This window comes from Cellulosimicrobium protaetiae, assembly GCF_009708005.2.
Taxonomy (GTDB): domain Bacteria; phylum Actinomycetota; class Actinomycetes; order Actinomycetales; family Cellulomonadaceae; genus Cellulosimicrobium; species Cellulosimicrobium protaetiae.
Window position 1 is genome coordinate 96,508 of the sequence record NZ_CP052757.1, and the last position, 22,005, is coordinate 118,512.

19 protein-coding genes are annotated in these 22,005 nt (G+C 74.1%); 15 read left to right on the forward strand and 4 right to left on the reverse strand.

The window, feature by feature from the left end; translation table 11 throughout:
- The first annotated feature begins 35 nt into the window (after window positions 1-35).
- A complete protein-coding gene (gene purB / locus FIC82_RS00410) occupies window positions 36-1,523 on the forward strand; it encodes an adenylosuccinate lyase (RefSeq protein ID WP_168731349.1) in 1,488 nt (495 codons plus the stop codon).
- A gap of 127 nt (window positions 1,524-1,650) precedes the next feature.
- On the opposite strand, the gene FIC82_RS00415 is transcribed toward purB, so the two are convergent.
- Entirely contained in the window at window positions 1,651-2,199 is a 549-nt protein-coding gene (locus FIC82_RS00415; protein ID WP_154797135.1) for a hypothetical protein, read from the reverse strand.
- 387 nt (window positions 2,200-2,586) lie between these two features.
- Here FIC82_RS00415 and FIC82_RS00420 point away from each other — a divergent pair, with 387 nt between their 5' ends.
- The 8 genes from FIC82_RS00420 (at window position 2,587) to FIC82_RS00455 (ending at window position 9,848) form a co-directional block, all read left to right on the forward strand.
- Window positions 2,587-4,227 (forward strand): glycoside hydrolase family 10-like protein, encoded by a 1,641-nt coding sequence (locus FIC82_RS00420; RefSeq protein ID WP_154797136.1) that lies wholly within the window; start codon window positions 2,587-2,589, stop codon window positions 4,225-4,227.
- A gap of 133 nt (window positions 4,228-4,360) precedes the next feature.
- Window positions 4,361-4,828: an NUDIX hydrolase gene (locus tag FIC82_RS00425; protein WP_171445684.1), complete on the forward strand. Its 468-nt coding sequence runs from the start codon at window positions 4,361-4,363 to the stop codon at window positions 4,826-4,828.
- Window positions 4,829-4,942: 114 nt separating this feature from the next.
- Window positions 4,943-6,763, forward strand: coding sequence for a WXG100 family type VII secretion target (locus FIC82_RS00430; RefSeq protein ID WP_154797137.1), 1,821 nt, complete (start codon window positions 4,943-4,945; stop codon window positions 6,761-6,763).
- A 50-nt stretch (window positions 6,764-6,813) separates the two neighbouring features.
- Window positions 6,814-8,136 (forward strand): CoA transferase, encoded by a 1,323-nt coding sequence (locus tag FIC82_RS00435; RefSeq protein ID WP_154797138.1) that lies wholly within the window; start codon window positions 6,814-6,816, stop codon window positions 8,134-8,136.
- On the forward strand, window positions 8,133-8,591 hold the full coding sequence (locus FIC82_RS00440; RefSeq protein ID WP_253691305.1) for a helix-turn-helix transcriptional regulator: 459 nt from the start codon (window positions 8,133-8,135) through the stop codon (window positions 8,589-8,591). The genes FIC82_RS00435 and FIC82_RS00440 overlap by 4 nt, the downstream gene beginning before the upstream one ends.
- Before the next feature lie 66 nt (window positions 8,592-8,657).
- Window positions 8,658-9,095, forward strand: a complete 438-nt coding sequence (locus FIC82_RS00445; RefSeq protein ID WP_168731350.1) for a VOC family protein — start codon at window positions 8,658-8,660, stop codon at window positions 9,093-9,095.
- 64 nt (window positions 9,096-9,159) lie between these two features.
- Window positions 9,160-9,450, forward strand: coding sequence for a FitA-like ribbon-helix-helix domain-containing protein (locus tag FIC82_RS00450; RefSeq protein WP_154797139.1), 291 nt, complete (start codon window positions 9,160-9,162; stop codon window positions 9,448-9,450).
- On the forward strand, window positions 9,447-9,848 hold the full coding sequence (locus tag FIC82_RS00455; RefSeq protein ID WP_154797140.1) for a type II toxin-antitoxin system VapC family toxin: 402 nt from the start codon (window positions 9,447-9,449) through the stop codon (window positions 9,846-9,848). The genes FIC82_RS00450 and FIC82_RS00455 overlap by 4 nt, the downstream gene beginning before the upstream one ends.
- 19 nt (window positions 9,849-9,867) lie before the next feature.
- Here FIC82_RS00455 and FIC82_RS00460 read toward each other — a convergent pair whose 3' ends face one another.
- Window positions 9,868-10,803, reverse strand: coding sequence for a Ppx/GppA phosphatase family protein (locus FIC82_RS00460; protein WP_253691306.1), 936 nt, complete (start codon window positions 10,801-10,803; stop codon window positions 9,868-9,870).
- A 98-nt stretch (window positions 10,804-10,901) separates the two neighbouring features.
- Window positions 10,902-13,604, reverse strand: coding sequence for a GH92 family glycosyl hydrolase (locus FIC82_RS00465; protein WP_154797141.1), 2,703 nt, complete (start codon window positions 13,602-13,604; stop codon window positions 10,902-10,904).
- 385 nt (window positions 13,605-13,989) lie between these two features.
- On the opposite strand from FIC82_RS00465, the gene FIC82_RS00470 reads away from it, so the two are divergent.
- From FIC82_RS00470 to FIC82_RS00485, 4 genes are read left to right on the forward strand one after another with little or no spacing between them, the layout of a single operon-like run.
- On the forward strand, window positions 13,990-15,000 hold the full coding sequence (locus FIC82_RS00470; RefSeq protein WP_154797142.1) for a siderophore ABC transporter substrate-binding protein: 1,011 nt from the start codon (window positions 13,990-13,992) through the stop codon (window positions 14,998-15,000).
- A gap of 16 nt (window positions 15,001-15,016) precedes the next feature.
- The gene (locus FIC82_RS00475) at window positions 15,017-16,024 is read left to right on the forward strand and encodes an ABC transporter permease (protein ID WP_171445685.1); all 1,008 of its coding nucleotides are present in this window, start codon (window positions 15,017-15,019) and stop codon (window positions 16,022-16,024) included.
- Window positions 16,017-17,063, forward strand: a complete 1,047-nt coding sequence (locus tag FIC82_RS00480; protein ID WP_253691307.1) for an iron chelate uptake ABC transporter family permease subunit — start codon at window positions 16,017-16,019, stop codon at window positions 17,061-17,063. Before FIC82_RS00475 ends, FIC82_RS00480 begins: the two co-directional genes overlap by 8 nt.
- Window positions 17,060-17,821, forward strand: coding sequence for an iron ABC transporter ATP-binding protein (locus tag FIC82_RS00485; protein ID WP_168731351.1), 762 nt, complete (start codon window positions 17,060-17,062; stop codon window positions 17,819-17,821). Before FIC82_RS00480 ends, FIC82_RS00485 begins: the two co-directional genes overlap by 4 nt.
- Window positions 17,822-17,888: 67 nt before the next feature.
- Here FIC82_RS00485 and FIC82_RS00490 read toward each other — a convergent pair whose 3' ends face one another.
- Window positions 17,889-19,268, reverse strand: a complete 1,380-nt coding sequence (locus FIC82_RS00490; protein ID WP_168731352.1) for a glutamyl-tRNA reductase — start codon at window positions 19,266-19,268, stop codon at window positions 17,889-17,891.
- A gap of 50 nt (window positions 19,269-19,318) precedes the next feature.
- Here FIC82_RS00490 and hemE point away from each other — a divergent pair, with 50 nt between their 5' ends.
- Both hemE and FIC82_RS00500 read left to right on the forward strand, forming a co-directional pair.
- On the forward strand, window positions 19,319-20,479 hold the full coding sequence (gene hemE, locus FIC82_RS00495) for a uroporphyrinogen decarboxylase (RefSeq protein ID WP_168731353.1): 1,161 nt from the start codon (window positions 19,319-19,321) through the stop codon (window positions 20,477-20,479).
- Window positions 20,476-21,987 (forward strand): protoporphyrinogen/coproporphyrinogen oxidase, encoded by a 1,512-nt coding sequence (locus FIC82_RS00500; protein WP_253691308.1) that lies wholly within the window; start codon window positions 20,476-20,478, stop codon window positions 21,985-21,987. Before hemE ends, FIC82_RS00500 begins: the two co-directional genes overlap by 4 nt.
- Window positions 21,988-22,005 lie beyond the last annotated feature (18 nt).

Sequence of the window (22,005 nt, forward strand, 5' to 3'; positions counted from 1 at the left end):
GGCCGCCGTCGGGCACGCGTGGGAGAATCAGGGGCGTGCCCGAGAACCCTGCCGCAGACGCCCCTGCCCGCGTGTCGCTCGCCGAGGTGACCCCGCCGATCGCGCTCGGCCCCCTCGACGGCCGCTACCGCGCCGCGGTCGCCCCGCTCGTCGACCACCTCAGCGAGGCGGCGCTCAACCGCGAGCGCGTCCACGTCGAGGTCGAGTGGCTGATCACGCTGTGCAACGGCGTGCAGGCGGTCGACGAGAACGCGGTCCGCCCGGTCGTGCCCGGCGCCCCCCAGCTCTCCGACGCGGAGGTCGCGTACCTGCGTCAGATCCCCGCGACGTTCGGCGGCGAGGAGATCGCCGAGCTCGCCGCGATCGAGCGCGAGACGGTGCACGACGTCAAGGCGGTCGAGTACTTCGTCAAGCGCCGCCTGGCCGCCGCGCCCGAGGCTCTGGGCGCGGAGACCGTGCTGCCCGGCGTCGGCGAGCTCGTGCACTTCGCGTGCACGAGCGAGGACGTGAACAACCTGTCGTACGCGCTCATGGTGCGCGGCGCCGTCGAGCACGTGTGGCTGCCCGCCGCGACGGCGCTCGCCGACCAGCTCGCGGACATGGCGCGCGACCTCGCTGACGTGCCGATGCTCTCGCGCACGCACGGCCAGCCCGCGACGCCGACGACGCTCGGCAAGGAGCTCGCCGTCCTCGCGCACCGCCTGCGCCGCCAGCTCCGCCGGGTCGGCGCCGCGGAGTACCTGGGCAAGCTCAACGGCGCGACGGGCACGTACGGCGCGCACACCGTCGCCGTCCCGGGCGTGGACTGGCCGTCGGTCTCGAAGCACTTCGTCGAGGGCCTGGGCCTCACCTGGAACCCGCTGACGACGCAGATCGAGTCGCACGACTGGCAGGCCGAGCTGTACGCCGACGTCGCGCGGTTCAACCGCATCCTGCACAACCTCGCGACCGACGTGTGGACGTACATCTCCCTCGGGTTCTTCACGCAGATCCCCGTGCCGGGCGCGACCGGGTCGTCGACCATGCCGCACAAGGTCAACCCGATCCGGTTCGAGAACGCCGAGGCCAACCTCGAGATCTCGTCCGCGCTGCTCGACACGCTCGGGGCCACCCTGGTGACGTCCCGGCTCCAGCGCGACCTCACCGACTCGACGACGCAGCGCAACGTCGGCCCCGCGTTCGGCCACTCGCTCCTCGCGATCGACAACGTGCGCCGCGGCCTCAAGGCCCTCGCCGCGAACGCCGACCTCATGGCAGCAGACCTCGACGAGAACTGGGAGGTGCTCGGCGAGCCCATCCAGTCGGCCATGCGCGCGGCGTCGGTCGCGGGCGTGCCGGGCATGGAGAACCCGTACGAGCGCCTCAAGGACCTCACGCGTGGCCAGCGCGTCGACGCGACCCGCCTGCGCGAGTTCGTCGCAGGCCTCGGCCTGCCCGACGACGTCGCGCAGCGCCTCGCGAACCTCACCCCGGCGACATACACGGGCCTGGCGTCCCGCCTGGTGACGACCTACCTGGACTGACCCGCTCCCCGGAGGGCGCCGGTTCCCCGGCCCCGCGCCGAACACGACATGAGGGTCGTTATCCGCTGGATAGCGACCCTCGTGTCGTTCTCGCGGGCGGGCGAGGTCGTGCTCGACGGCGCGCGTGTCAGACGGCGGTCGGCTCGCCCGGGTGCGGCGCGGCCGGTCCCGGCATCGCACCCACGAGCAGGGCGCGGTGCGTGGCCCGCGACGCGGCGAGCTCGTCGAGACGGTTGACGACCCACCGGGACGCGGGCGTGACGGCGGCCGACAGCGCGACCGCCCCGAGCAGGTTGCCGAGGTTCACGGCCGTGGCGTCGACCGCGCCGGACCAGAAGAGGTCCGAAGAGCTGAGGATCAGCGCGGTGAGCACCCCGGCCAGCACGGGTGCCGCCTGCCGCACGGGGCGGACGGCCACCAGCAGCACCGCCACGCCCGCGAGGATCGCGACGTCCGCCGCGAGCGTGAGGGGGTGGCCCGGGGCCGTGACCCAGTCGCCCTCCTGGAACGCAACGGACGCGCGCTCCGCAGCGACGAGGGCGCCGACCGCGACGACGCCCGCTGCTGCCGCGAGGCAGGCGAGCACGAGACCCGTGCGCCGGAGTCCCGCGGCGAGCGCCACGACCGAGCCGACCCAGAACAGCCAGGCCGGGGCGAGGGGAACTGCGACGAGCACCGTCGCGGCGTGGAGCCACCCCGGCGAGGTGGCCGTCCCCAGCACCGGTCGTGCCGGGTCGTCACCGACCGCGAGCCCCGCGCGCAGGAGGTCCTGGGACGCGGGCGCGGCGCGGACCAGGTCCTACCGCTCGGCGCGGCTCGCGCGCGACTGACCTGGCTGCGCGCCGTCGAGCAGGTGTCGCGGCGAACCTATGCCCAGCGCCCCGCGGCCCGCCATGGTCGTCGAGCACACCCCTGCCCGCGGTCGAGCACGACATGGCGGCCGCCATCCGCGCGAGAACGACCGCCATGTCATGTTCGGCGGGATGGTTCTGGCGGAAACCTTCACAGATTGATGGTTTCATGAAACTATCTGCCACATATTCGACGACCCGGAGGTTCAGCAATGACGCTCGACGGCTCCCCCACGTCCCCCGCCCCGGCGCCGGCCGGTGTCGGACGACGCCAGTTCCTCACGCTCGCGACGGCCGGTGTCGCGGCGAGCACGCTCACCGTGACGGTCGGCTCGCTCACTCCCGCCGCCGCTCTCACCGCACCCGGAGGCGCTGCCCACGCCGCCGCAGCCGGGGGCCCCACGCCCCGCAAGCGCGAGCTGCGCGCGATGTGGATCTCCAGCGTCGTCAACATCGACTGGCCGTCCGCGTCCGGCCTGTCGGCAGACCAGCAGAAGGCCGAGCTCCTCCACTGGCTCGACGTCGCGCGCGACTTCCGGCTCAACGCCGTGTTCGTCCAGGTCCGCCCGACGGCGGACGCGTTCTGGCCGAGCCCGTACGAGCCGTGGTCGCAGTACCTCACGGGCGTCCAGGGCCAGGACCCGGGCTACGACCCCCTGGGGTTCGTCGTCGAGGAGTGCCACCGCCGCAACCTGGAGATCCACGCCTGGTACAACCCGTACCGCGTGTCGATGCAGGCGGACCCGGCGCAGCTCGTCCCGGAGCACCCCGCGCGGCAGCACCCCGAGTGGGTGTGGGCGTACGGGGGCAAGCTCTACTTCGACCCGGGCCTGCCCGAGGCGCAGGAGCACATCAAGAACGCGATCCTGCACAGCGTCGAGCACTACGACATCGACGGCGTGCACTTCGACGACTACTTCTACCCGTACGCCGTCGCCGGTCAGACGATCCCGGACGCGGCGACGTTCGCGTCGCACGGCGCGGGCTTCGACCGCGTCGAGGACTGGCGACGCCACAACGTCGACACGTTCGTGCAGTCGATCTCCCAGCGCATCAAGCAGGCGAAGCCGTGGGTCAAGTTCGGCATCAGCCCGTTCGGCATCTGGCGCAACGCCTCCACGGACCCGCGCGGCTCCGAGACCGGAGGGTCGCAGTCGTACGACATGCAGTTCGCGGACACGCGCAAGTGGGTCCTGGAGGGCTGGCTCGACTACATCAACCCGCAGATCTACTGGCAGTTCGGCCTCGCCGTCGCGGACTACGCGAAGCTCGTGCCCTGGTGGGCCGACGTCGCCGCGCAGTCGGGGACCCACCTGTACATCGGCGAGGCCCTGTACAAGGTGACGTCCGGCGTCTTCACGGACCCGGCCGAGCTGTCGAACCACCTGACCTTCTGCGGCGAGCAGGAGCATCCCGTGCACGGCAACGTGTACTTCTCGGCCAAGCACGTCCCGGCCGACCCGCAGGGCTCGATGACGCGCGTCCGCGACGACCACTACCGGTACTCGGCCCTCGTCCCCGCGATGCCGCACCTGCCGGGCACGAAGGTCCGCACGCCCGTGCTCGCGTGGGCGGGCTGGCGCGACGACGGCGTCCGCGTCCACTGGACCGACGCCGGTGGCCGTCGGTTCGCGGCGACGTCGTTCGCGATCTACCGTGCTGACGGGTGGGTGAAGCACGTGGACACCGAGGACCCGGCGAACCTCGTCGCGACGCAGCGGGCGGAGGGACGGGTGCTCCAGGACTTCCTCGACCCGACCGCGGTGCGGGGGCGCCGCTACACGTACGCCGTGACCGCGCTCGACCGGGTCTGGAACGAGTCCGCACCGAGCACGGTCCGCTGGTCGGTGTGACGATCGTCGTGCCGGGCCTCGGCCCGGCACGATCGCCCTTCGCCGGAACTGGGGCCGCGCGAGGGGCAGCCGACGGCGCGTGGCTCGCTGGGTGCGCCACGCGCCGTCGGGCCCCGGGTGGCAGGGTGGGGGCGTGACGACCCCCGACCTCCCCGACCCTTCCTCCCCCGACGACGGCGCACCCGAGCCCGCGACACTCCCGCCGCTGCGCACCGTGGGGTGGCTGAACGTCCGCGACGGCCGACTGCTCGCCGTCCGGACGACCGGCAAGGACCGCTTCTTCGTGCCGGGCGGCAAGGTCGAGCCCGGCGAGTCCGACGCCGAGGCGCTGGTCCGCGAGATCCGCGAGGAGCTCGGCGTGCGGCTCGACCCGGCGTCGGTCCGGCCGGGCTTCGTCGCCGAGGCGCCCGGTCACGGGCTGGGCGGCCGGATGGTCCGGATGCACTGCCTGTACGCGGAGCCCGCGCCCGGGTCCCCCGAGCCGACCCCGAGCGCGGAGATCGCCGAGCTCGCGTGGCTCACCCCGGCGGACGCGCACCGCGTGCCGCCAGCGGGACGGATCGTCCTCGACCGCCTCGAGGACGTCCTCCTCGCCGTCTGAGCAGAGCATCGCGGGACGCCCCATGGGGACCTCGCCCCATGAGCACCGTGCGACGGGGAGCCGTCCTCGCGCATACGCTCCGGGGGCACGATCCGCCGCGACAGAGGGACGACCATGGGGTTCTACGGTGCCGACATCGCCGAGCTGCGCAGGCTCGCGCAGGCACTCACGACGGCGTCCGAGTCCCTGACGACGACGCGCGGCTCGCTCGACTCGACCGTGAGCGGCGCCCGCTGGGCCGGGCCGGACGGCGACGAGCTGCGCGGTCGCTGGTCGTCCGAGCTGGGCCCGGCCCTGGCCGCCGCCGCCGTGACGCTGCGCGACGCCGCGGACAAGGTGCGCACGAACGCCGAGCAGCAGGAGAGCGCCAGCTCGGACGGCTCGGACGGCTCGGGCGGTCCGGGCGGTCCGGGCGGCGGCAGCCCCGGCGGTCCGGGCTCCGGCGGTTCGGGCGGCACCGGCGGCTCGGGGGGTTCAGGCGGTTCGGGCGGGGACGGCCCGGACGACCCGGGCCCCGGCGGCCCGACCGTGTCGGTGAAGGGGTCGGGCACGGACTCGACCGACAACGGCACACCGGGAAGTCCCGCGACCGAGGGGACCGACGCGAAGGTCGGGTTCGGCGTCTCCCACGACCCGGGCAGCGGCGAGACGACGTACTCGGGGAGCGGCTCGCTCTCCGACTGGATGTCGACGACGAACGGGTCGAAGATCTCCTTCGGCGTCAACGGCGGTGCGGAGTACACGGTCGGGGAGAAGTCCGAGGACGGCTTCACCACGTACACGTCGAAGTCGGACGTCTCGATCGGCGTCGAGGGCGGCGTGTCCAAGGGCGGCACCGGCGTGAGCGGCGGGTACACGACCGGCGTCACGTCCGAGTACACGGTCAAGGTGCCCGACGGCGCAGGCGTCACCGACCCCGGGAGCATCAACCCGTTCGACCCGCGGAGCATGCCGGTCGGCTCGTCGGTGACGATGGACGGCGGCAGCTACTCGGAGACCGAGCTCAACGCGGCGTTCCGCCACATCGCCGTCGAGTCGTCCGTCAAGGACGCCGACGGCGTGACGAGCCTCATCGAGCGCACGGGCGACGACACGGTGCGCGTGACCGCCGGCCCGACCGAGGCGATCGCGAACCACGCGGGCCTCGGTCTCGACTTCGACGCCGTGAAGGTGATGCTCGGCAACACGACGTCGCTCGACGGCGCGTCGTTGCGCAGCGCGGAGTTCGACCTGTCGACGCCGGAGGGCCAGGCCGCGTACGACACCTACCTCGTCACCGGTGAGATTCCCGCCGACCCGTCGACCGGCATCTCCGGCACCACGAAGATCGAGCGCGTCGGGTTCGACTCGACGTCGACCGTCGGCTTCGACACGCCCGTCGGCGGGGCCGAGTGGGAGATCGGCAAGAACACGGGCTCTCTCGTCGCGACGACCAACCCCGACGGCAGCACCGAGCAGCTCATGACGGCGACGTACGGCGAGCGCGGCGACTTCCGCATGTCGCAGTCCTTCGACGCGTCCGGGGCGGAGGACGTGTCGGCGCGCACCTACTCGTTCGACGTGACGGCCGACGACATGTCGTCCCAGTACTTCAACACGGAGGAGTTCTCGGGCTTCTCGCCGTCGAGCGAGGTGTCGTCCGGCCAGCAGGTGACGATGACGTTCACCGAGTCGCAGATGGACCGTCTGATCCACCACGTGCGCACCGCTGCGGAGGACCCCTTCTACCACTCGACCAAGGTCGGGATGATCACGACCGACTACGACATGAACCCGCTCTCGGAGCCCTACCAGCTCGCGACCAGCCTCGCGCGGTCGGCGAGCTCCGACGGCGAGCTCGTCCAGCTCATCTCCGACATCAACGCCGCCGGCGACGGCTCGGTCACGGACCGCTCGGCCGCGCGCTTCCCGGGGACGCTGACGGTCCACGACTGACGCGCGGGGCGACGAGGTCGCCGCGGCTCCCGGCGGCGTATCGTCGCGGCATGGGTGCCGGGACGTTCCTCGCCGCGACGCTGCCCGTCCTGGACCTCGCGGTCGCGTCGGTCGTCGCCGTGCGCGACGCCGCCGCCCGCGCGGGCGGGTTCGACGCCGGGCCGGCGCCCGACCCGGAGCGCGTCGCCGCGGCGTTCGCGAGCGACCGGCTGCTCCGCGTCGACGGCGCGCCGGTGGACGGCTTCGCCCCGCTGTCCGGCTTCTTCCCGTGCACGGACGGCTGGGTCCGAACGCACGCCAACTACCCGCACCACCGCGCGCGTCTGCTCGCGCTCCTCGGGCTGCCCGACGACGAGGCGACCGCTCCGACGCGCGACGACGTCGGCGCCGCCCTCGCCGGACGATCGGCCCAGGACGTGGAGGACCGCGCCGCCGAGGTCGGTGCGATCGCGGTGCGCGTCCGCACCGAGGACGCGTGGCGGGCGTCTGCGGCGGGCCGTGCCGCGGCGTCGGGCGCACCGGTGCAGGTCTCGGTGCGCGACGACGCCGCTCCCCTGCGCACCCTCGCGCCCGGCCCGCGCCCGCTCGCGGGCGTGCGGGTGCTCGACCTCACGCGGGTGATCGCCGGTCCGGTCGCGACGCGCACGCTCGCCCTGCTCGGCGCGGACGTCCTGCGCGTGGACCCTCCAGGGCTGCCCGAGATCGCGGTCCAGCACCTCGACACGGGGCAGGGCAAGCGGTCGACGCTGCTCGACCTCGCGACGCGCGACGGCCGCGCCCGCGCGCAGGAGCTGCTCGACGGCGCGGACGTCCTCGTGACCGGCTACCGCCCCGGAGCGGTCGAGGCGTTCGGTCTGCGGCTCCCGCACGGCGCGGTGCACGCGCGGGTCACCGCGTGGGGCGACGACGGCCCGTGGGCCGGGCGGCGCGGCTTCGACTCGATCGTCCAGGCAGCGAGCGGGATCGCGCTCGTGGAGGGATCACGGGACGGCACCGCGAGCGCACCCGAGGAGGCGCCGCCCGGCGCCCTGCCCGCCCAGGCGCTCGACCACGCGACCGGCTACCTCGTCGCGGCCGCCGTCGTCGACGCGCTCGCCGACCGCGCGACCGACGGCCGGGGCCGGGAGGTCGACGGCGCGCTCGCCCGGACCGCTCACGCCCTCCTCACGGCCCCCGGTCGCGACCCCGCGCACGACGCACCGCGCACGCCCGGGCCGAGCTGCGTCGTCGCGCACCCGGCACGCCTCGACGGCCGGGAGGTCGAGGCGACGACGACGCGGCCGGCGCTCGACCGCCTCGCCGGCGCCCCGCTCGACGACTACCCCGCCCCCGCCCGTCCGTGGGGCGCGGACGAGCCGCGGTGGACGGCGTGAGCGTGGAGCCCGAGGTCGCGGTCCACCTGCGACGGGCGCGTGACCACATGGACGCGCACTTCACGGACCCGCTCACCCTCGCCGAGGTCGCCGACGTCGCGGGCTACTCGCCGTTCCACTTCGCGCGCGCGTTCGCCGCCGCGTTCGGCACGAGCCCGATGGCCTACCTCGCTACGCGCCGGGTGGAGCGCGCGAAGACCCTGCTGCGCACCGCGAACCTCACCGTGACGGAGGTCTGCCACGCCGTGGGCTTCACGAGCCTCGGGACGTTCTCCGCACGCTTCCGCGCGATCGTCGGTGTCACGCCGACCGCGTACCGGGCGGAGCACGTCCGCGCGGGCGGGCCGCCCGTCCCCGGGTGCTTCGCGCTCGCGTGGGGGCAGCCGCAGCCGTCGACCCGGCCGCCGTCGGGCACAGCACGATCGGAGAAGCAGGGCCACGGCGACGCGTCGTAGCGTCGAGAGCGACGGCCGGGAGGGTCGTCGCCCCGCGCCGGGAGACGGCGCCCGAGAGGAGACCCCGTGCTCACGCTGTCCCACACCACCGTGTTCGTGCTCGACCAGGACTCGGCCAAGGAGTTCTACACGACCGTGCTCGGCTTCGAGCTGCGCGACGACTTCTCCATGGGCGCGGACTTCGAGGGCGGCGGCGCGGGGTTCCGGTGGCTCACCGTCGGGCCGCAGGGCGACCCGACGCGCACGATCATCCTGGCCGACTGCGCCATGGGCCGGGACCCCGAGTCGGCGGCGCAGCTCCGGTCGCTCGTCGCCAAGGGCTCGATGGGCGCCGGGGTCCTCCGGACCGACGACTGCGAGGCCACCTATCGCGACCTCGTCGCGAAGGGCGTCACGTTCCGCCAGCCGCCCGCGCACCGCCCCTACGGCGTCGAGGCGGTCTTCGTCGACGACTCCGGCAACTGGTTCAGCCTCACCGAGCCGAAGCCCGCCACCGGCGACTGACGGCCTCGGACCAGGACTGGACCCGATCGACTGGAGCATGCCCATGGCATGCTAGCATCATGCCATGGGCATGCTCCAGGTGAAGAACCTCCCCGACGAGATGCACGCCGCGCTCGCGGCGCGCGCCCGCGCGGACGGCACGACGATGTCCGAGTACGTGACGCGGCTCATCCGGCGCGACCTGGCTCGGCCGACGCTCACGGAGTGGGTCGCCGAGCAGCGCTCCGACGCACCGCGTGCGGAGGTCGACGTCGCCCACGTTCTCGACGAGGTGCGGGTCGAGTACGACGCGACGGCCGCCGGTGCGCACACCCCCGAGCGCTCCCCGGCGCCCGAGGCCCGAGCACGGCGGTGAGGGTTGTCCTCGACGCGAGCGCCGCGGTCGACGCGCTCCTGCCCACCGCACGGCACGACGCGGTGCTCGACCAGCTCGACCGCCTCGTCGCGGCCGAGCTCGTCACACCCTCCCTCGTCGACACGGAGGTGCTCTCGGCGCTCGCGCGGCTCGAGCGCGCGGGGACGATCACCGCGGCGGTCGCGGACGCCGCCGTCGCGCGGTGGTCACGGCTCCCGTGCGAGCGGGTCGACACGACCGCGCTCCTGCCCGACGTCTGGTCGCTCCGGGGTGGCCTGCGCGTGAGCGACGCGCACTACGTGGCACTCGCGCTGCGCCTCGACGCGACGCTGCTCACCACCGACGCGCGGCTCGCGCGCAGCCCGGTCGCGGGGCTCTCGGTGCTCCTGGCAGGGTGAGCACCCCGGGGCGGAGCCGTCAGAAGTGGTCGAGGCGACGCAGGATCGCGCCCTCGCGCAGCGCCCACGGGCAGATCTCGACCTCGTCGACGTCGAGCGCACGCATCGTCTCGACCGCGACGACGCCGCCCGCGACGATCTGGAACGTCCGCTCGGGAGTGATGCCGGGCAGGGCCGTCCGCCCCTCGGCCGTGATGCGCGCCAGGCGCGGCACCCAGTCGGCGAGCTGCGAGCGCCGCATGCGCCACCGGTCGTCCGGGCCGACGGACTCGGTCTGCATCCCCGCGAGGCGCGCGAGCGAGCGGAACGTCTTGGACGTCGCGACGACGTGGTCGGGCGCGGGGAGAGCCTTGAAGGCCTCGACGGTGGGCGCGAGCGTCGCGCGCACGTGCTCGCGCAGTGCCTCGACGTGCTCGGGAGCGGGCGGGTCGTCGGGCAGGAACGCCATGGTCATCCGCCCCGCGCCGAGGGGGACGGACGCCGCGAGGTCGGGCTCCTCGTCGACGCCCGACGCGATCTCCAGCGAGCCGCCGCCGATGTCGAGGACGAGCAGGCGGCCCGCGGCCCAGCCGTGCCACCGCCGCGCGGCGAGGAACGTCAGGCGCGACTCGTCCTCACCGGACAGCACGCGCACCGGCTGGCCCACGCGTTCGCCGATCGCGGCCAGCACCTCGGGCCCGTTGGTCGCGTCGCGCAGCGCCGACGTCGCCATGGGCAGCATCTCGTCGACGGCGGACTCGCGCGCGAGCGCCATCGCGTCGTCGACCGCGGTGAGCATCGCGGCGACGCCCTCGGGCGAGAGCGACCCGTCGGGCTGGAGGTAGCGCATGATGCGCACGACCGTGCGCGCCCCTGCGGCCTGCACGGGGCGCGCCGCGTACGCGGCGTCCACGACGGCGAGGTGCACGGTGTTCGAACCGATGTCGAGGACGCCCAGGCGCGTGGTGGTGCTCACGCGCCGAGCCTAGCGGCGCGGCGAGGGCCGCCGCCGGGCGGGTTGCCCGACGACGGCCCTCGTCCGGTGCGCGGCGCGCACCCGCGGTGACCTGCCGGTCAGTCGCAGGCCAGCGCGTCGTACGCCGCGTCGACCGTCGACGTCGTGCCGTCCGGGGCGACGACCGTGACGGTCGCCGTGCCTGCCTCGACGGACGTGGCGCGCGTCGTGAACGACTGGTAGGCGTTCTTGCCCGGCTGCACGTGCCGGACCGTCCGCTCGCCGAACGGCGTCGTGAGCGTCGCGTCGACAGGCTCCTCGGCCGTGCTGGTCGCTCGGACGGCGACGAACGCCCGGCCGCCGAGGCAGCGCGCGCTCGCGTCGACCGTGACCGGTGCGGGCGGGGCCGCCTCCGAGACCGACGGGATGCGGTCGGCCGCCCCGGTGCCCCACGTGAGGCCCGCGCTCGTGTCGGACAGGTCGAAGTCGAGCGTGCCGCCGTCCTGGAGCGCCGCGACGTCGAGCCACGCCGCGGTGTGCGCGACGCCGTCGACCTCGAGACCGGCGACGTAGCTCGGGAGCTTCTCGTTCGCGCCCGCCGCGTCGATGCGCAGCGTCGCCCCGGCGTCGGTCGTGAGCGTGGCGGCCTGCACCTTGGGGGCGTTCAGCGCGAGGATGCCGGAGCCCGGCATGACGGGCTCGAACCCGAGCGACGCCATGACGTACCAGGCTGCGAGCGTGCCGAGGTCGTCGTTCCCGACGCCGCCGCCCGGGGTGTCCGGGAAGCGGTTGAGGTTCGCGGCGAGCACGTCGTTCGTCTTCCACGGCTGGCCCACGTACCCGTAGAGCCACGCGTTCGTGATCGTGGGCTCGTTGCCCGGGTTGTAGCGGATCGTCGTGTAGTACGAGCTGCCGCCCTTGGCCCACGTGCTCGGCGAGACGCCGGGGTTCGCGGCGAGCGCCGGCTGGTCGAAGTAGTAGTCGAGGCGCTCGACGAAGCCGTCCTCGCCGCCCATGACCTCCTGGAGGCCGGTGACGTCCTGCGGCACCATCCACTGGTACTGCCACGGCACGCCCTCGTGGAAGCCGGAACGCGTGACGTCGGTCAGCTCGGGCAGCGTGACGAACTCGCCCGTCGGGCGCTTCGCGTTGACCATGCCCTGGAAGCCGCCCGAGAGCTCGACGTCCGGGTTCCACAGGTTGCGCCAGTTGCGGCCCTTGTCGAGGAACGCCTCGCCGCCGTCGCGGCCCGTGCGCTCCGCCGCGGCACCGAGGCTCGCGTCGGCGAGCGCGAGCTCGAGCGTGGCGGAGCCGCCGTGACGGTACTCCTCGAACTGGCCGCCGAGGCCGCCCTCGTTCTCGGGGTAGAACGGCACGTGGCCGTGCTCGGCGTAGAACTCGGTGCTGCGTCGGCCGACGGACGCGACGTCCGCGGGGGGCGTCGTCGTGGCGTTCTCCACGAGGTAGTCCCACAGCTCGTCCGCGATGTCGTCGGGGACGGTGCCGAGCGCGAAGTTCTCCGCGAGCCACGGCGTCACGGGGTCGCCCGCCATGATGTTGGTCTCCAGCGCGCCGAGCGACCAGCGCGGCAGCCAGCCGCCCTCGACGCGGTGCTGGTACATCGAGCGCACGATGTCCTGCGCGCGCTCGGGCAGCAGGAGCGCGTGCAGCGTCGCCTGCGTGCGGTACGTGTCCCAGAGCGAGAAGTTCTGGTAGTAGTCCCAGCCGTCGGCCTGGTGGACCTCGAGGTCCATGCCGCGGTACCGGCCGTCGACGTCGCTGCCGATCGTCGGGGACAGCAGGGTCTTGTAGAGCTGGGTGTAGAAGATCCGGCGCTGGTCGGGCGACGCGTCGATCGTGGCACGGCCCAGCTCGGCGTTCCACGCGTCGCGGGCCTCCTCGCGCACGGTGTCGAACGCGACCTGCCCGCCCTCGTCGGTGGCCTCGGCCTCGCGGTTGGCGCGCGCGCCGTCGACGCTCACGAAGGACACGCCCACGCTCACCTCGACGTCGCGGTCGGTCGTGGTGTCGAACACCGCGACGGCGCCGTTGTCGCCGCCCGCGACCTCGCTCGTCGTGGAGCCCGCGACGTAGCGCGCGTCGGTGCCCCACGTGCCGCTCGACGCGACCGGGCGGTCGAACGTCGCGCTGAAGAAGTACCGCTGCTTGTCCGGCGTGCCGCCGCAGAAGCCGCCGTTGTCGACCCAGCCCTCGAGCGTGCGGTCGTCGACCCACGTCACGAAGCTCGCGCCGGCGTCGCGCAGGGTCTGGCCCACGTTGAACGACAGGTGCGACGTCGTCGAGGCGGGGAACGTGTAGCGGTGCGCGCCGACGCGCGTGGTCGCGGTGAGCTCGGCGTGCACGTCGTTCGCGAGCGTCACCTCGTAGAACCCGGCCGACGCGCGCTCCGTGCTCTTCTGGTCCTTGATCGCGATGAAGGAGCGCGACGTGCGCGGGGTCGCGCTTGTGTCCGGCGTGACGAGCAGCTCGCCCGCCGCGGGGCAGCCCGCGCTGTTCACGTGCCGGTGGCTGAAGCCCCACACGCGCCCGGCGTTCGTGCTGTACGACGTCGAGGCGTAGGAGTTCGTGTTGTCCGGGCTGAGCTGGACCATGCCGAACGGCACGGTCGCGCCCGGGTAGGCGTTGCCCTCGCTCTCGGTGCCGACGAACGGGTTGACCTCGAGCGTGAGGTCGTCGCCCGCGGCGCCGGTGACGGTGCCCTCGTCGGCGGGGGCGGCGCCCGCGGCGGCGGGCAGCAGCGTGCCCGGCGCGACGGCGAGCGCGAGCCCCGCGGCGAGCAGGGCGAGTCGTGGTCGTCTCATGCCATGTCCTCTTCGACGTGCGACCGGGCGTCGTCGCCCGGGGTGCCCCGGGTCCGTCGAGCAGGCGCCGCCCGGGCCGCTCGTGGCGGGGCGACGGTTCTCCTCGTCGACGACGGGCGACCGCCAGCCACTCTCCCCCGGCTATGACTGCGCTGTCAATTGGGTGCTTCGGCGAACCGGTCGGGCAGACGGGAGGCGCTCCGTCGCGAGCCGGACGCCACCCCTCCGAGCGGCCCTGCGGTGCCCGACGACGCGCGCCCGGCGGCGCACCGGTCGCACCGAATGCCTGATGTGGCCGATGGCACAGCGACCTGTCAGATAAATAAGGTTAGGCTCCCCTAACGGGCCGCCCGGCCTGATCCTTCGACTCCTGGGAGACCTCGTCATGCCCTCGCGCACCACGAACCGACGCCTCGTGGCCGTCCTCACGGCCGCCCCGCTCGCCCTCGCCCTGGCTGCGTGTAGCTCGGGCGACGAGAGCGTCGCGGGAGGTACCGAGGAGACCGCCGAGTCCGCGCCGTCGACAGTGACGATCGAGGACAACCACGGGTCCGTCGAGGTGCCGGTGAACCCGGAGCGGGTCGTCGCGCTCGACAACCACGTCTTCGAGACGCTCTCCGCGTGGGAGGTCCCGCTCGTCGCTGCGCCGAAGGGCATCATGGGCGACGGGCTGTGGCCCGAGTACACCGAGGACGACGCCGTGCTCGACGTGGGGATGCACCGCGAGCCGAACCTCGAGTCCATCGTCGCGGCGGAGCCCGACCTGATCATCGGCGGGTACCGGTTCTCGGACAGCTACGACGACATCAAGGCCCAGAACCCCGACGCGGTGGTCGTCGAGCTCGCCCCGCGCGACGGCGAGGACCAGTCCTCGGAGCTGGTCCGGCAGATCGAGATCCTCGGTCAGATCTTCGACCGCGAGGACGCGGCCGACGCGATCGTCGCCGACTACGAGGCGGCCGTCGCCGACGCGAAGGATGCGTACGACGGCGAGAGCACGGTCGTCGGCCTCATCACGTCGGGCGGCGAGATCTCCTACAGCGCGCCGGTGACGGGGCGCAGCATCGGCACCCTCTTCCCGACCCTCGGGCTCGAGCCGGCGATCGAGCAGGCCGCCGAGGACACCTCGCACGGTGACGACATCAGCGTCGAGGCGATCGCTGCCGCGAACCCGGACTGGATCGTCGTGCTCGATCGCGACGGTGCGGGCGTCGGCGAGGGTGAGTACCGCCCGGCGTCCGAGCTCATCGGGGGCTCGGAGGCCCTCGCGGGGGTGACGGCCGTCGCGAAGGGCCAGGTGGTCTACCTCGACCCGGACTTCTACCTCACCGAGGACATCCAGGCGTACACCGCGCTGTACGAGCAGATCGCCCAGGCGTTCTCCGGCGCCGCGTGACCTGCCCAGCCGTCTCGTGAACCGCAGCGCCTCCGCGACGCGGGCCGCGTCGGCCGCCGCCCCGGGTCGACCGCACCGGGGGCGGCGGCCGTCGCCCGGCCTGCTCGTCGCCGTCCTCGTGACGCTCGCCCTCGTCGTGACGTCCCTCTTCGTCGGGGTCTACGACCTGGGCGCCGCGGGCGGCGGCGAGATGTTCCTCATCACGCGGCTCCCGCGGACGCTCGCCCTCGTGCTGGCCGGGAGCGCGATGGCCGTGAGCGGCCTGGTGCTCCAGCAGCTCACGCAGAACCGGTTCGTCGAACCGACCACGAGCGGGACGAGCGAGTGGGCGGCGCTCGGCCTGCTGCTCTCCGTCGTCCTCCTGCCGACGGCCGGCATCGCGACCCGCATGGTGCTCGCGAGCGTCGCCGCGTTCGCCGGGACCATGGTGTTCATGGCGATCCTGCGCCGCGTTCAGGTGCGGAGCACGCTCGTCGTGCCCGTCGTCGGCATCATGCTCGGCGCGGTGGTCAGCGCGGTGACGACGCTCCTGGCGATCTCGACGAACTACCTCCAGCTGCTCGGGACCTGGTTCCTGGGCAGCTTCACGAGCGTCGTCCGGGGGCAGTACGAGGTGCTGTGGGTCGTCGCGGCGGTGTGCGCGGCGATCTTCGTCCTGTCCGACCGGCTCACGGTCGCCGGCCTCGGCCGCGACGTCGCGACGAACCTCGGCCTGGGCTACGAGCGGGTCGTCCTCCTCGGGACGGCGCTCGTCTCCGTCGCGTCGGGCGTCACGACCGTCGTGGTCGGGTTCCTCCCGTTCCTCGGGCTGATCGTGCCCAACGTCGTCTCGATGCTGCGCGGGGACGACCTGCGCTCGAACCTCCCCTGGGTGTGCGTGGGCGGCGTCGCGCTCGTCACGGCCTGCGACATCGTCGGTCGCGTGGTCCGGATGCCCTTCGAGGTCCCCGTCGCGATGATCCTCGGGGTCGTCGGCGCGGCGGCGTTCGTGGCCCTGGTCCTGCGGGTGCAGCGCCGTGGTTGAGCTGACGAGCACGCCCCGGCGCGTCCGGCCCGCGACCGCGCCCGCACGGGTGGAGCGCCCGTGGCGCGCGGTCGTCCGTTCGTACGGGTTCCGGCTAGGCGTCGTCCTCGCCGTCGCGCTCGCCGCCGCGGCGGGGATCCTCACCTACGGCAACCCGGCCGCGCCCGGCTCGTCGGGCTTCTGGGTCATCGTCGGCAGCCGCCTCGCGTCGGTCGGGACGATCCTCGTCGTCGCGTTCTGCCAGGGCGTGGCGACCGTCGTCTTCCACGCGGTGACGAACAACCGGATCCTCACCCCGTCGATCCTCGGGTTCGACGCGCTCTACCGCGTCGTCCAGACCGGCCTGGTGTTCCTCTTCGGCGCGGGCAGCCTCGCCGCGACGGACGGCCTGCCCAAGATCGCGCTCCAGAGCCTCCTCATGGTCGGGTTCGCGTCGCTCCTCTACGGCTGGCTCTTCACCGGGACCCGGGCGAACCTGCACCTGCTGCTCCTCGTCGGAGTCGTCCTCGGCATGGGGTTCGGGGCGCTCTCCACGTTCATGCAGCGTCTCCTCACCCCCAGCGAGTTCGACATCCTCTCGGCGCGGCTGTTCGGCAACATCAGCGCCTCGGACGCGTCCTACCTGCCGTGGGGCGCCCTCGTGTGCGTCGTGGTCGGCGTGGTGCTCTGGCGCCGCCGCCACGTCCTGGACGTCGTGTCGCTCGGCCGGGAGACCGCCACGAGCCTCGGAGTCCGCCACCAGCGCGAGGTCATGCTGGCCCTGTTCCTCGTCGCGGTGCTCGTCTCCGTGTCCACCTCCCTCGTCGGGCCGATGACGTTCTTCGGGTTCGTCGTCGCGATGCTCACCTACCAGGTCGTCGGCACGAGCAGGCACACCCGCACGCTGCCGATGGTCGTCGCCGTCGCCGTCGCGACCCTGCTGCTCGCCTACTTCGTGCTGCGGCACGTCTTCTACGCGGCGGGGCTCGTGTCCGTCATCATCGAGCTCGGCGGCGGGCTCGTGTTCCTCGTCTACCTCCTCAGGAAGGGCCTGCGGTGATCACCCTCCACGACGTCACCAAGACCTACGGCGACGTCCACGCCCTCGGGCCGGTCGACCTCGAGATCCCGACCGGTGGCGTCACGGCGCTGGTGGGCCCGAACGGCGCCGGGAAGTCCACGATGCTCACGATCGTCGGCCGGCTGCTGTCTGCCGACGCCGGGAGGGTCACCGTCGGCGGTCTCGACGTGGTCACGGCCCACCCGCGGGCGCTCGCCCAGCGGCTCGCGATCCTGCGCCAGGAGAACCACTTCGTCGCGCGGCTCACCGTCCGCCAGCTGGTGCGGCTCGGCCGGTTCCCGCACACCCAGGGCCGCCTCACACGGGACGACGAGGCGGCGGTGGACACCGCGCTCGGCTTCCTCGACCTCGTCGACCTCCAGCAACGGTTCCTCGACGAGCTCTCGGGCGGGCAGCGGCAGCGGGCCTACGTCGCGATGGTCCTGGCCCAGGAGACGGAGTACGTGCTCCTCGACGAACCGCTCAACAACCTCGACATGCAGCACGCGGTGGCGATGATGGCGCGCCTGCGCCGGGCTGCGGACGAGCTCGGCAAGACCGTGGTGCTCGTCGTGCACGACGTCAACTTCGCGGCGGCGTACGCGGACCGGATCGTCGCGATGACCGACGGGACGATCCGCTACGTCGGCAGCCCCGACGAGATCATGACGAGCGAGGTCCTCACCGACGTGTTCGCGACGCCCGTGACGGTCGTCGACGGTCCGGGCCACCCCCTGGCGGTCTACTACCGCCCCTGAGCGTCGCGTCGCCCGAGCACGACTCGCACCGTCGGACGATGCCCGTCCACACGCCGTGCGGTGACGCCTATCTCGGCAGGGCGCCCGACACCGCGCCGTCGATCAGGTCCTCCGCGTCCGCGACGACCGCGCGCTCCTGCGCCTGCGCGGCCGCGACGGCCTCGGCGCGGGCCTCGACGATCGCGCGGTGCAGGTCGGCGTGGACGCGGCGTCGCACGTCGCGCGCGATCTCGTCGGCCTCGTCCGGCTCGACCGGGTCGCCGTCCGCCTCGCGCAGCCCGACGACGTCTGCCACCTCGAGCGCGACGCGCCGCTCCGCGTCGGCGAGCAGCGCGACGACCGCGGTGTCCGCCGCGCGGCCGAGCCGCGTCTCCTCGAACGCGCGCGTCGCGTCGTCGACGATCGCTCGCGCCTGCGCGACGAGCTCCGACGCGATGGACGGCGAGTGGGCGGCGAGCGTCGCGAGGTCGTAGAGCAGGACGCCCTCGACGTCCGCGACGCGCGGGTCGACGTCGCGGTGCAGCGCGAGGTCGAGCACGACGGTCGGCCGGGCCTCGGGCTCGTCGCCCGCCCGGACGGCGGCGCGCTCGCGCGCCCGGACCACCGCGGCGGCGTCGAGCACGTGCTCGATGGCCTGCTCGCGGCGGGTCGTCGCCGGGCCGTCGTCGCCCGCGAGCGCGCGACCCCGCGCCCCGCTGCACGACACGACGAGGTCGGCGTCCTCGAGCGCGGCGACGAGGTCGGTCACGGCCTCGACCCCGCGCGCGGCGGCGAACTCCTCGGCCCGGCCGGACTGCGAGTAGACGCGCACGTCGTCGCACCCGAGCGCGCGCAGCGCGGCGAGGCTCGCGCCCGCGTACGACCCGGTCCCGATGAGGACGGCGCGCACCTGGTGCCACGGCGGCAGCTCGGCCGCCGCGAGGTCGAGGCCCAGCGCGACGACGGAGCGGCCCGCGCCGCCGAGCGTCGTGGAGGTGCTGACCTTCTTGGACGTGCGCGACGCCGTCTGGAACAGGAGCTCGAGCGTCGAGGAGGTGACGCCGTCGGCGTGCGCGGTCTCCAGGGCGCGCTTGACCTGGCCGGCGATCTCGCGCTCGCCCACGACCATGGAGTCCAGGCCCGACGCGACCGCGAACAGGTGCTCGGCGACCTCGGTCCCGGCGCGCGTGCGGAACGAGGCGAGCGCCTCGGCGGGCGCGACGCCCGACGCGTCGGCGACCATGCGCGCGACGTGCTCGGTCGCGTGCTGCACGCCTGTCCCGTCGAGGGGCGCGTCCACGTCGAGGTACAGCTCGAACCGGTTGCACGTCGCGAGGACGACGGCACCGGTGATCACGTCGCACGCCGCGACCGCGGAGCCGCCGATCGAGTGCGCCCCGGTGGAGAGTCGCTCCAGGGCGTCGAGGTCGAGCTCGTGGTGGCTGGCCGTGAGGGAGAGAAGAGCCACAGTGCCTCCGATTTAATCATTCCACCGGGAGGGAGGCAGAATCGGTAGCTGTGATTCCTGTCGCCCTTTCCCCGGGCCATCCCCTGACCGACGGCCGCACGGACCGTTCGCCGCTCGTGCAGGCCCTGCGCGCGGGCACGACCGGAAATCGCCCGGAAATCACACCGGTGTGGTTCATGCGCCAGGCGGGCCGCTCGCTGCCCGAGTACCGCGCGGCGCGCGAGGGTGTGAGCATGCTCGACTCGTGCCTGCGCCCGGACCTCGCGTCGGAGATCACGCTCCAGCCGGTGCGCCGGCACGGCGTCGACGCGGGCATCTTCTTCTCCGACATCGTCGTGCCGCTGCGGCTCGCGGGCGTCGAGGTCGACATCGCGCCGGGCGTCGGCCCGGTCATGGGCCAGGCGTACCGGACGCGCGACGACGTCGCGCGCCTCGTGGAGACCGAGCTCACCGAGGAGTCGCTGGCCCCGATCCGGGAGGCCGTCGCGCTGACCGTCGACGCGCTCGGCACGACGCCGCTCATCGGGTTCGCGGGCGCGCCGTTCACGCTCGCGGCCTACCTCGTCGAGGGCCGGCCGTCGCGCGACCACCTCGCGGCCCGCGCGCTGCTGCGCGGCGACCCGGAGACGTGGCAGCGCCTCGTCGACTGGGCCGCCGACCTCACCGGCACGTTCCTGCGCGCCCAGGTCCAGGCGGGCGCGAGCGCCGCCCAGCTCTTCGACTCCTGGGCGGGCTCGCTCTCCCTCGCCGACTACGCCGCGGGCGCCGCCCCGGCGAGCACGCGCGCGCTGACCCACGTCGCCGACCTCGACGTGCCGGTCGTGCACTTCGGCACCGGCACGGGTCACCTGCTGCCCGCGATGCGCGACGCCGTCACCGCGGCCGGGGTGCGCGACGTCGCCGTGGGCGTCGACTACCGCACGCCGCTCGACGACGCCGCCCGGCTCCTCGCCGACGGGCACGCCCCCGTCCCGGTCCAGGGCAACATCGACCCCGCCCTGCTCGCCGCGCCGTGGGACGTGCTGGAGGCGCACGTGCGCGACGTCGTGCGGCGCGGGCGCACCGCGCCCGGGCACGTGGTGAACCTCGGCCACGGCGTCCCGCCGGACACCGACCCGGACGTCCTCACGCGTGTCGTCGGCCTGGTCCACGCGCTCGGCGCAGACTGGACGGGACAGGACGACGCGCACGAGGAGGCGACCCGACGGTGAGCACCGAGCCGACGACGTCCCGCACCTCCCCCGGGACCGTCCCCGAGGAGGTGGACGCGGTCGTCGTCGGCGCGGGGGTCGCGGGGCTCACCGCGGCCCGGACCCTGCGCGAGCAGGGGCTGCGCGTCGTCGTGCTCGAGGCCGCGGACGTCCCCGGCGGGCCCGTCCGCGGCGGCGACCTGCCCGGGCTCGACGGCGTGCGCGTCGACCTGGGGGCAGAGTCCTTCGCCGCCCGCGGTGCGGCGGTCGGCGACCTCGTCCGCGACCTCGGCCTCGACGTCGTCGAGCCGTCGGGGGCGGGCGCGTGGGGCTACGCCGCCGGGCGCGCCTACCCGCTGCCGCGCGCGGGCGTGCTCGGGATCCCGGCCCACCCCTGGTCCTCCGACGTGCGCCGCGCGGTCGGCGTCGGCGGTGCGCTGCGCGCGAGCCTCGACCGCGTCCTGCCGCGCCGCGTCACGGACCTGCGCACGCTCGAGACCTTCGCGCGCTCGCGCATGGGGTCGCGCGTCACGGAACGCCTCGTGGCGCCCGTCGCGGCGGGCGTCCACTCCGCCCCGCTCGACCGTCTGGACGTCGCCGCGGTCGCGCCCGGGCTCCGTGAGGCGTTCGAGCGCGAGGGCTCGCTCGCGGGCGCGGTCGCGTCGCTGCGCGCGCTCGCCCCGGCAGGCTCGGCCGTGCGCGGGATCGACGGCGGCATGCACCGCCTCGTCGAGCACCTCGCGGCGGGCACGGACGTGCGCGTCCGCCACGAGGTCACCGACCTGACCCACCGTGAAGCACCCCGTCGAGAAGTGGAGATCCGGCCCGGATCCGACGCGGACAGGGGCGGGAACCCGCGTCTCGGCGGCTGGGTGGTCCGTGCGCAGACGCCCGACGGGCCGGTCGAGCTCGCCGCGCCCCGGCTCGTCGTGACGACCCCGGCGCTCGTCGACGCGCTCGGGCCGCTCGTCGGCACCGCGGCGGACCTGCTGCCCGACCCCGAGCCCGGTGCGGACGTCCGCCTCGTCACGCTCCTGCTCCGCGCTCCCGAGCTCGACGACGCGCCGCGCGGGACGGGCCTGCTCGTCGCCCCGCCGCACCGCGACGCCGGGCGGGCCGCGCCGCCGTCGGACGTCGAGGCCAAGGCCCTGACGCACTCGACGGCCAAGTGGCCGTGGCTGCGCGAGCGCGTGCGCGCCGCCGTCGGCCCGGGCCACCACGTGGTGCGGCTCAGCTACGGGCGCATCGGCGCGACGACGGAGCCAGGGCTCGATCGTGTCGTCGCCGACGCGTCGCGGCTGTTCGGCGTCGACCTGCACGGCCGCGTGCTCGGGCACGTCGTGACCCGCTGGAACGGCGCGCTGCCCCCGCCGACGCCCGCGTTCCGCCGCGAGGTCGCGGCGTTCGTCGAGCGGGTCGACGCCGTCCCCGGGCTCGCGGTGACGGGTGGCTGGATCGCCGGCACGGGCCTCGCGTCGATCGTCGGGCACGCCCAGGAATGCGCGCGCGGCCTCGTCGCCGAGCAGTGAGGTAATCCTTACCGGAAT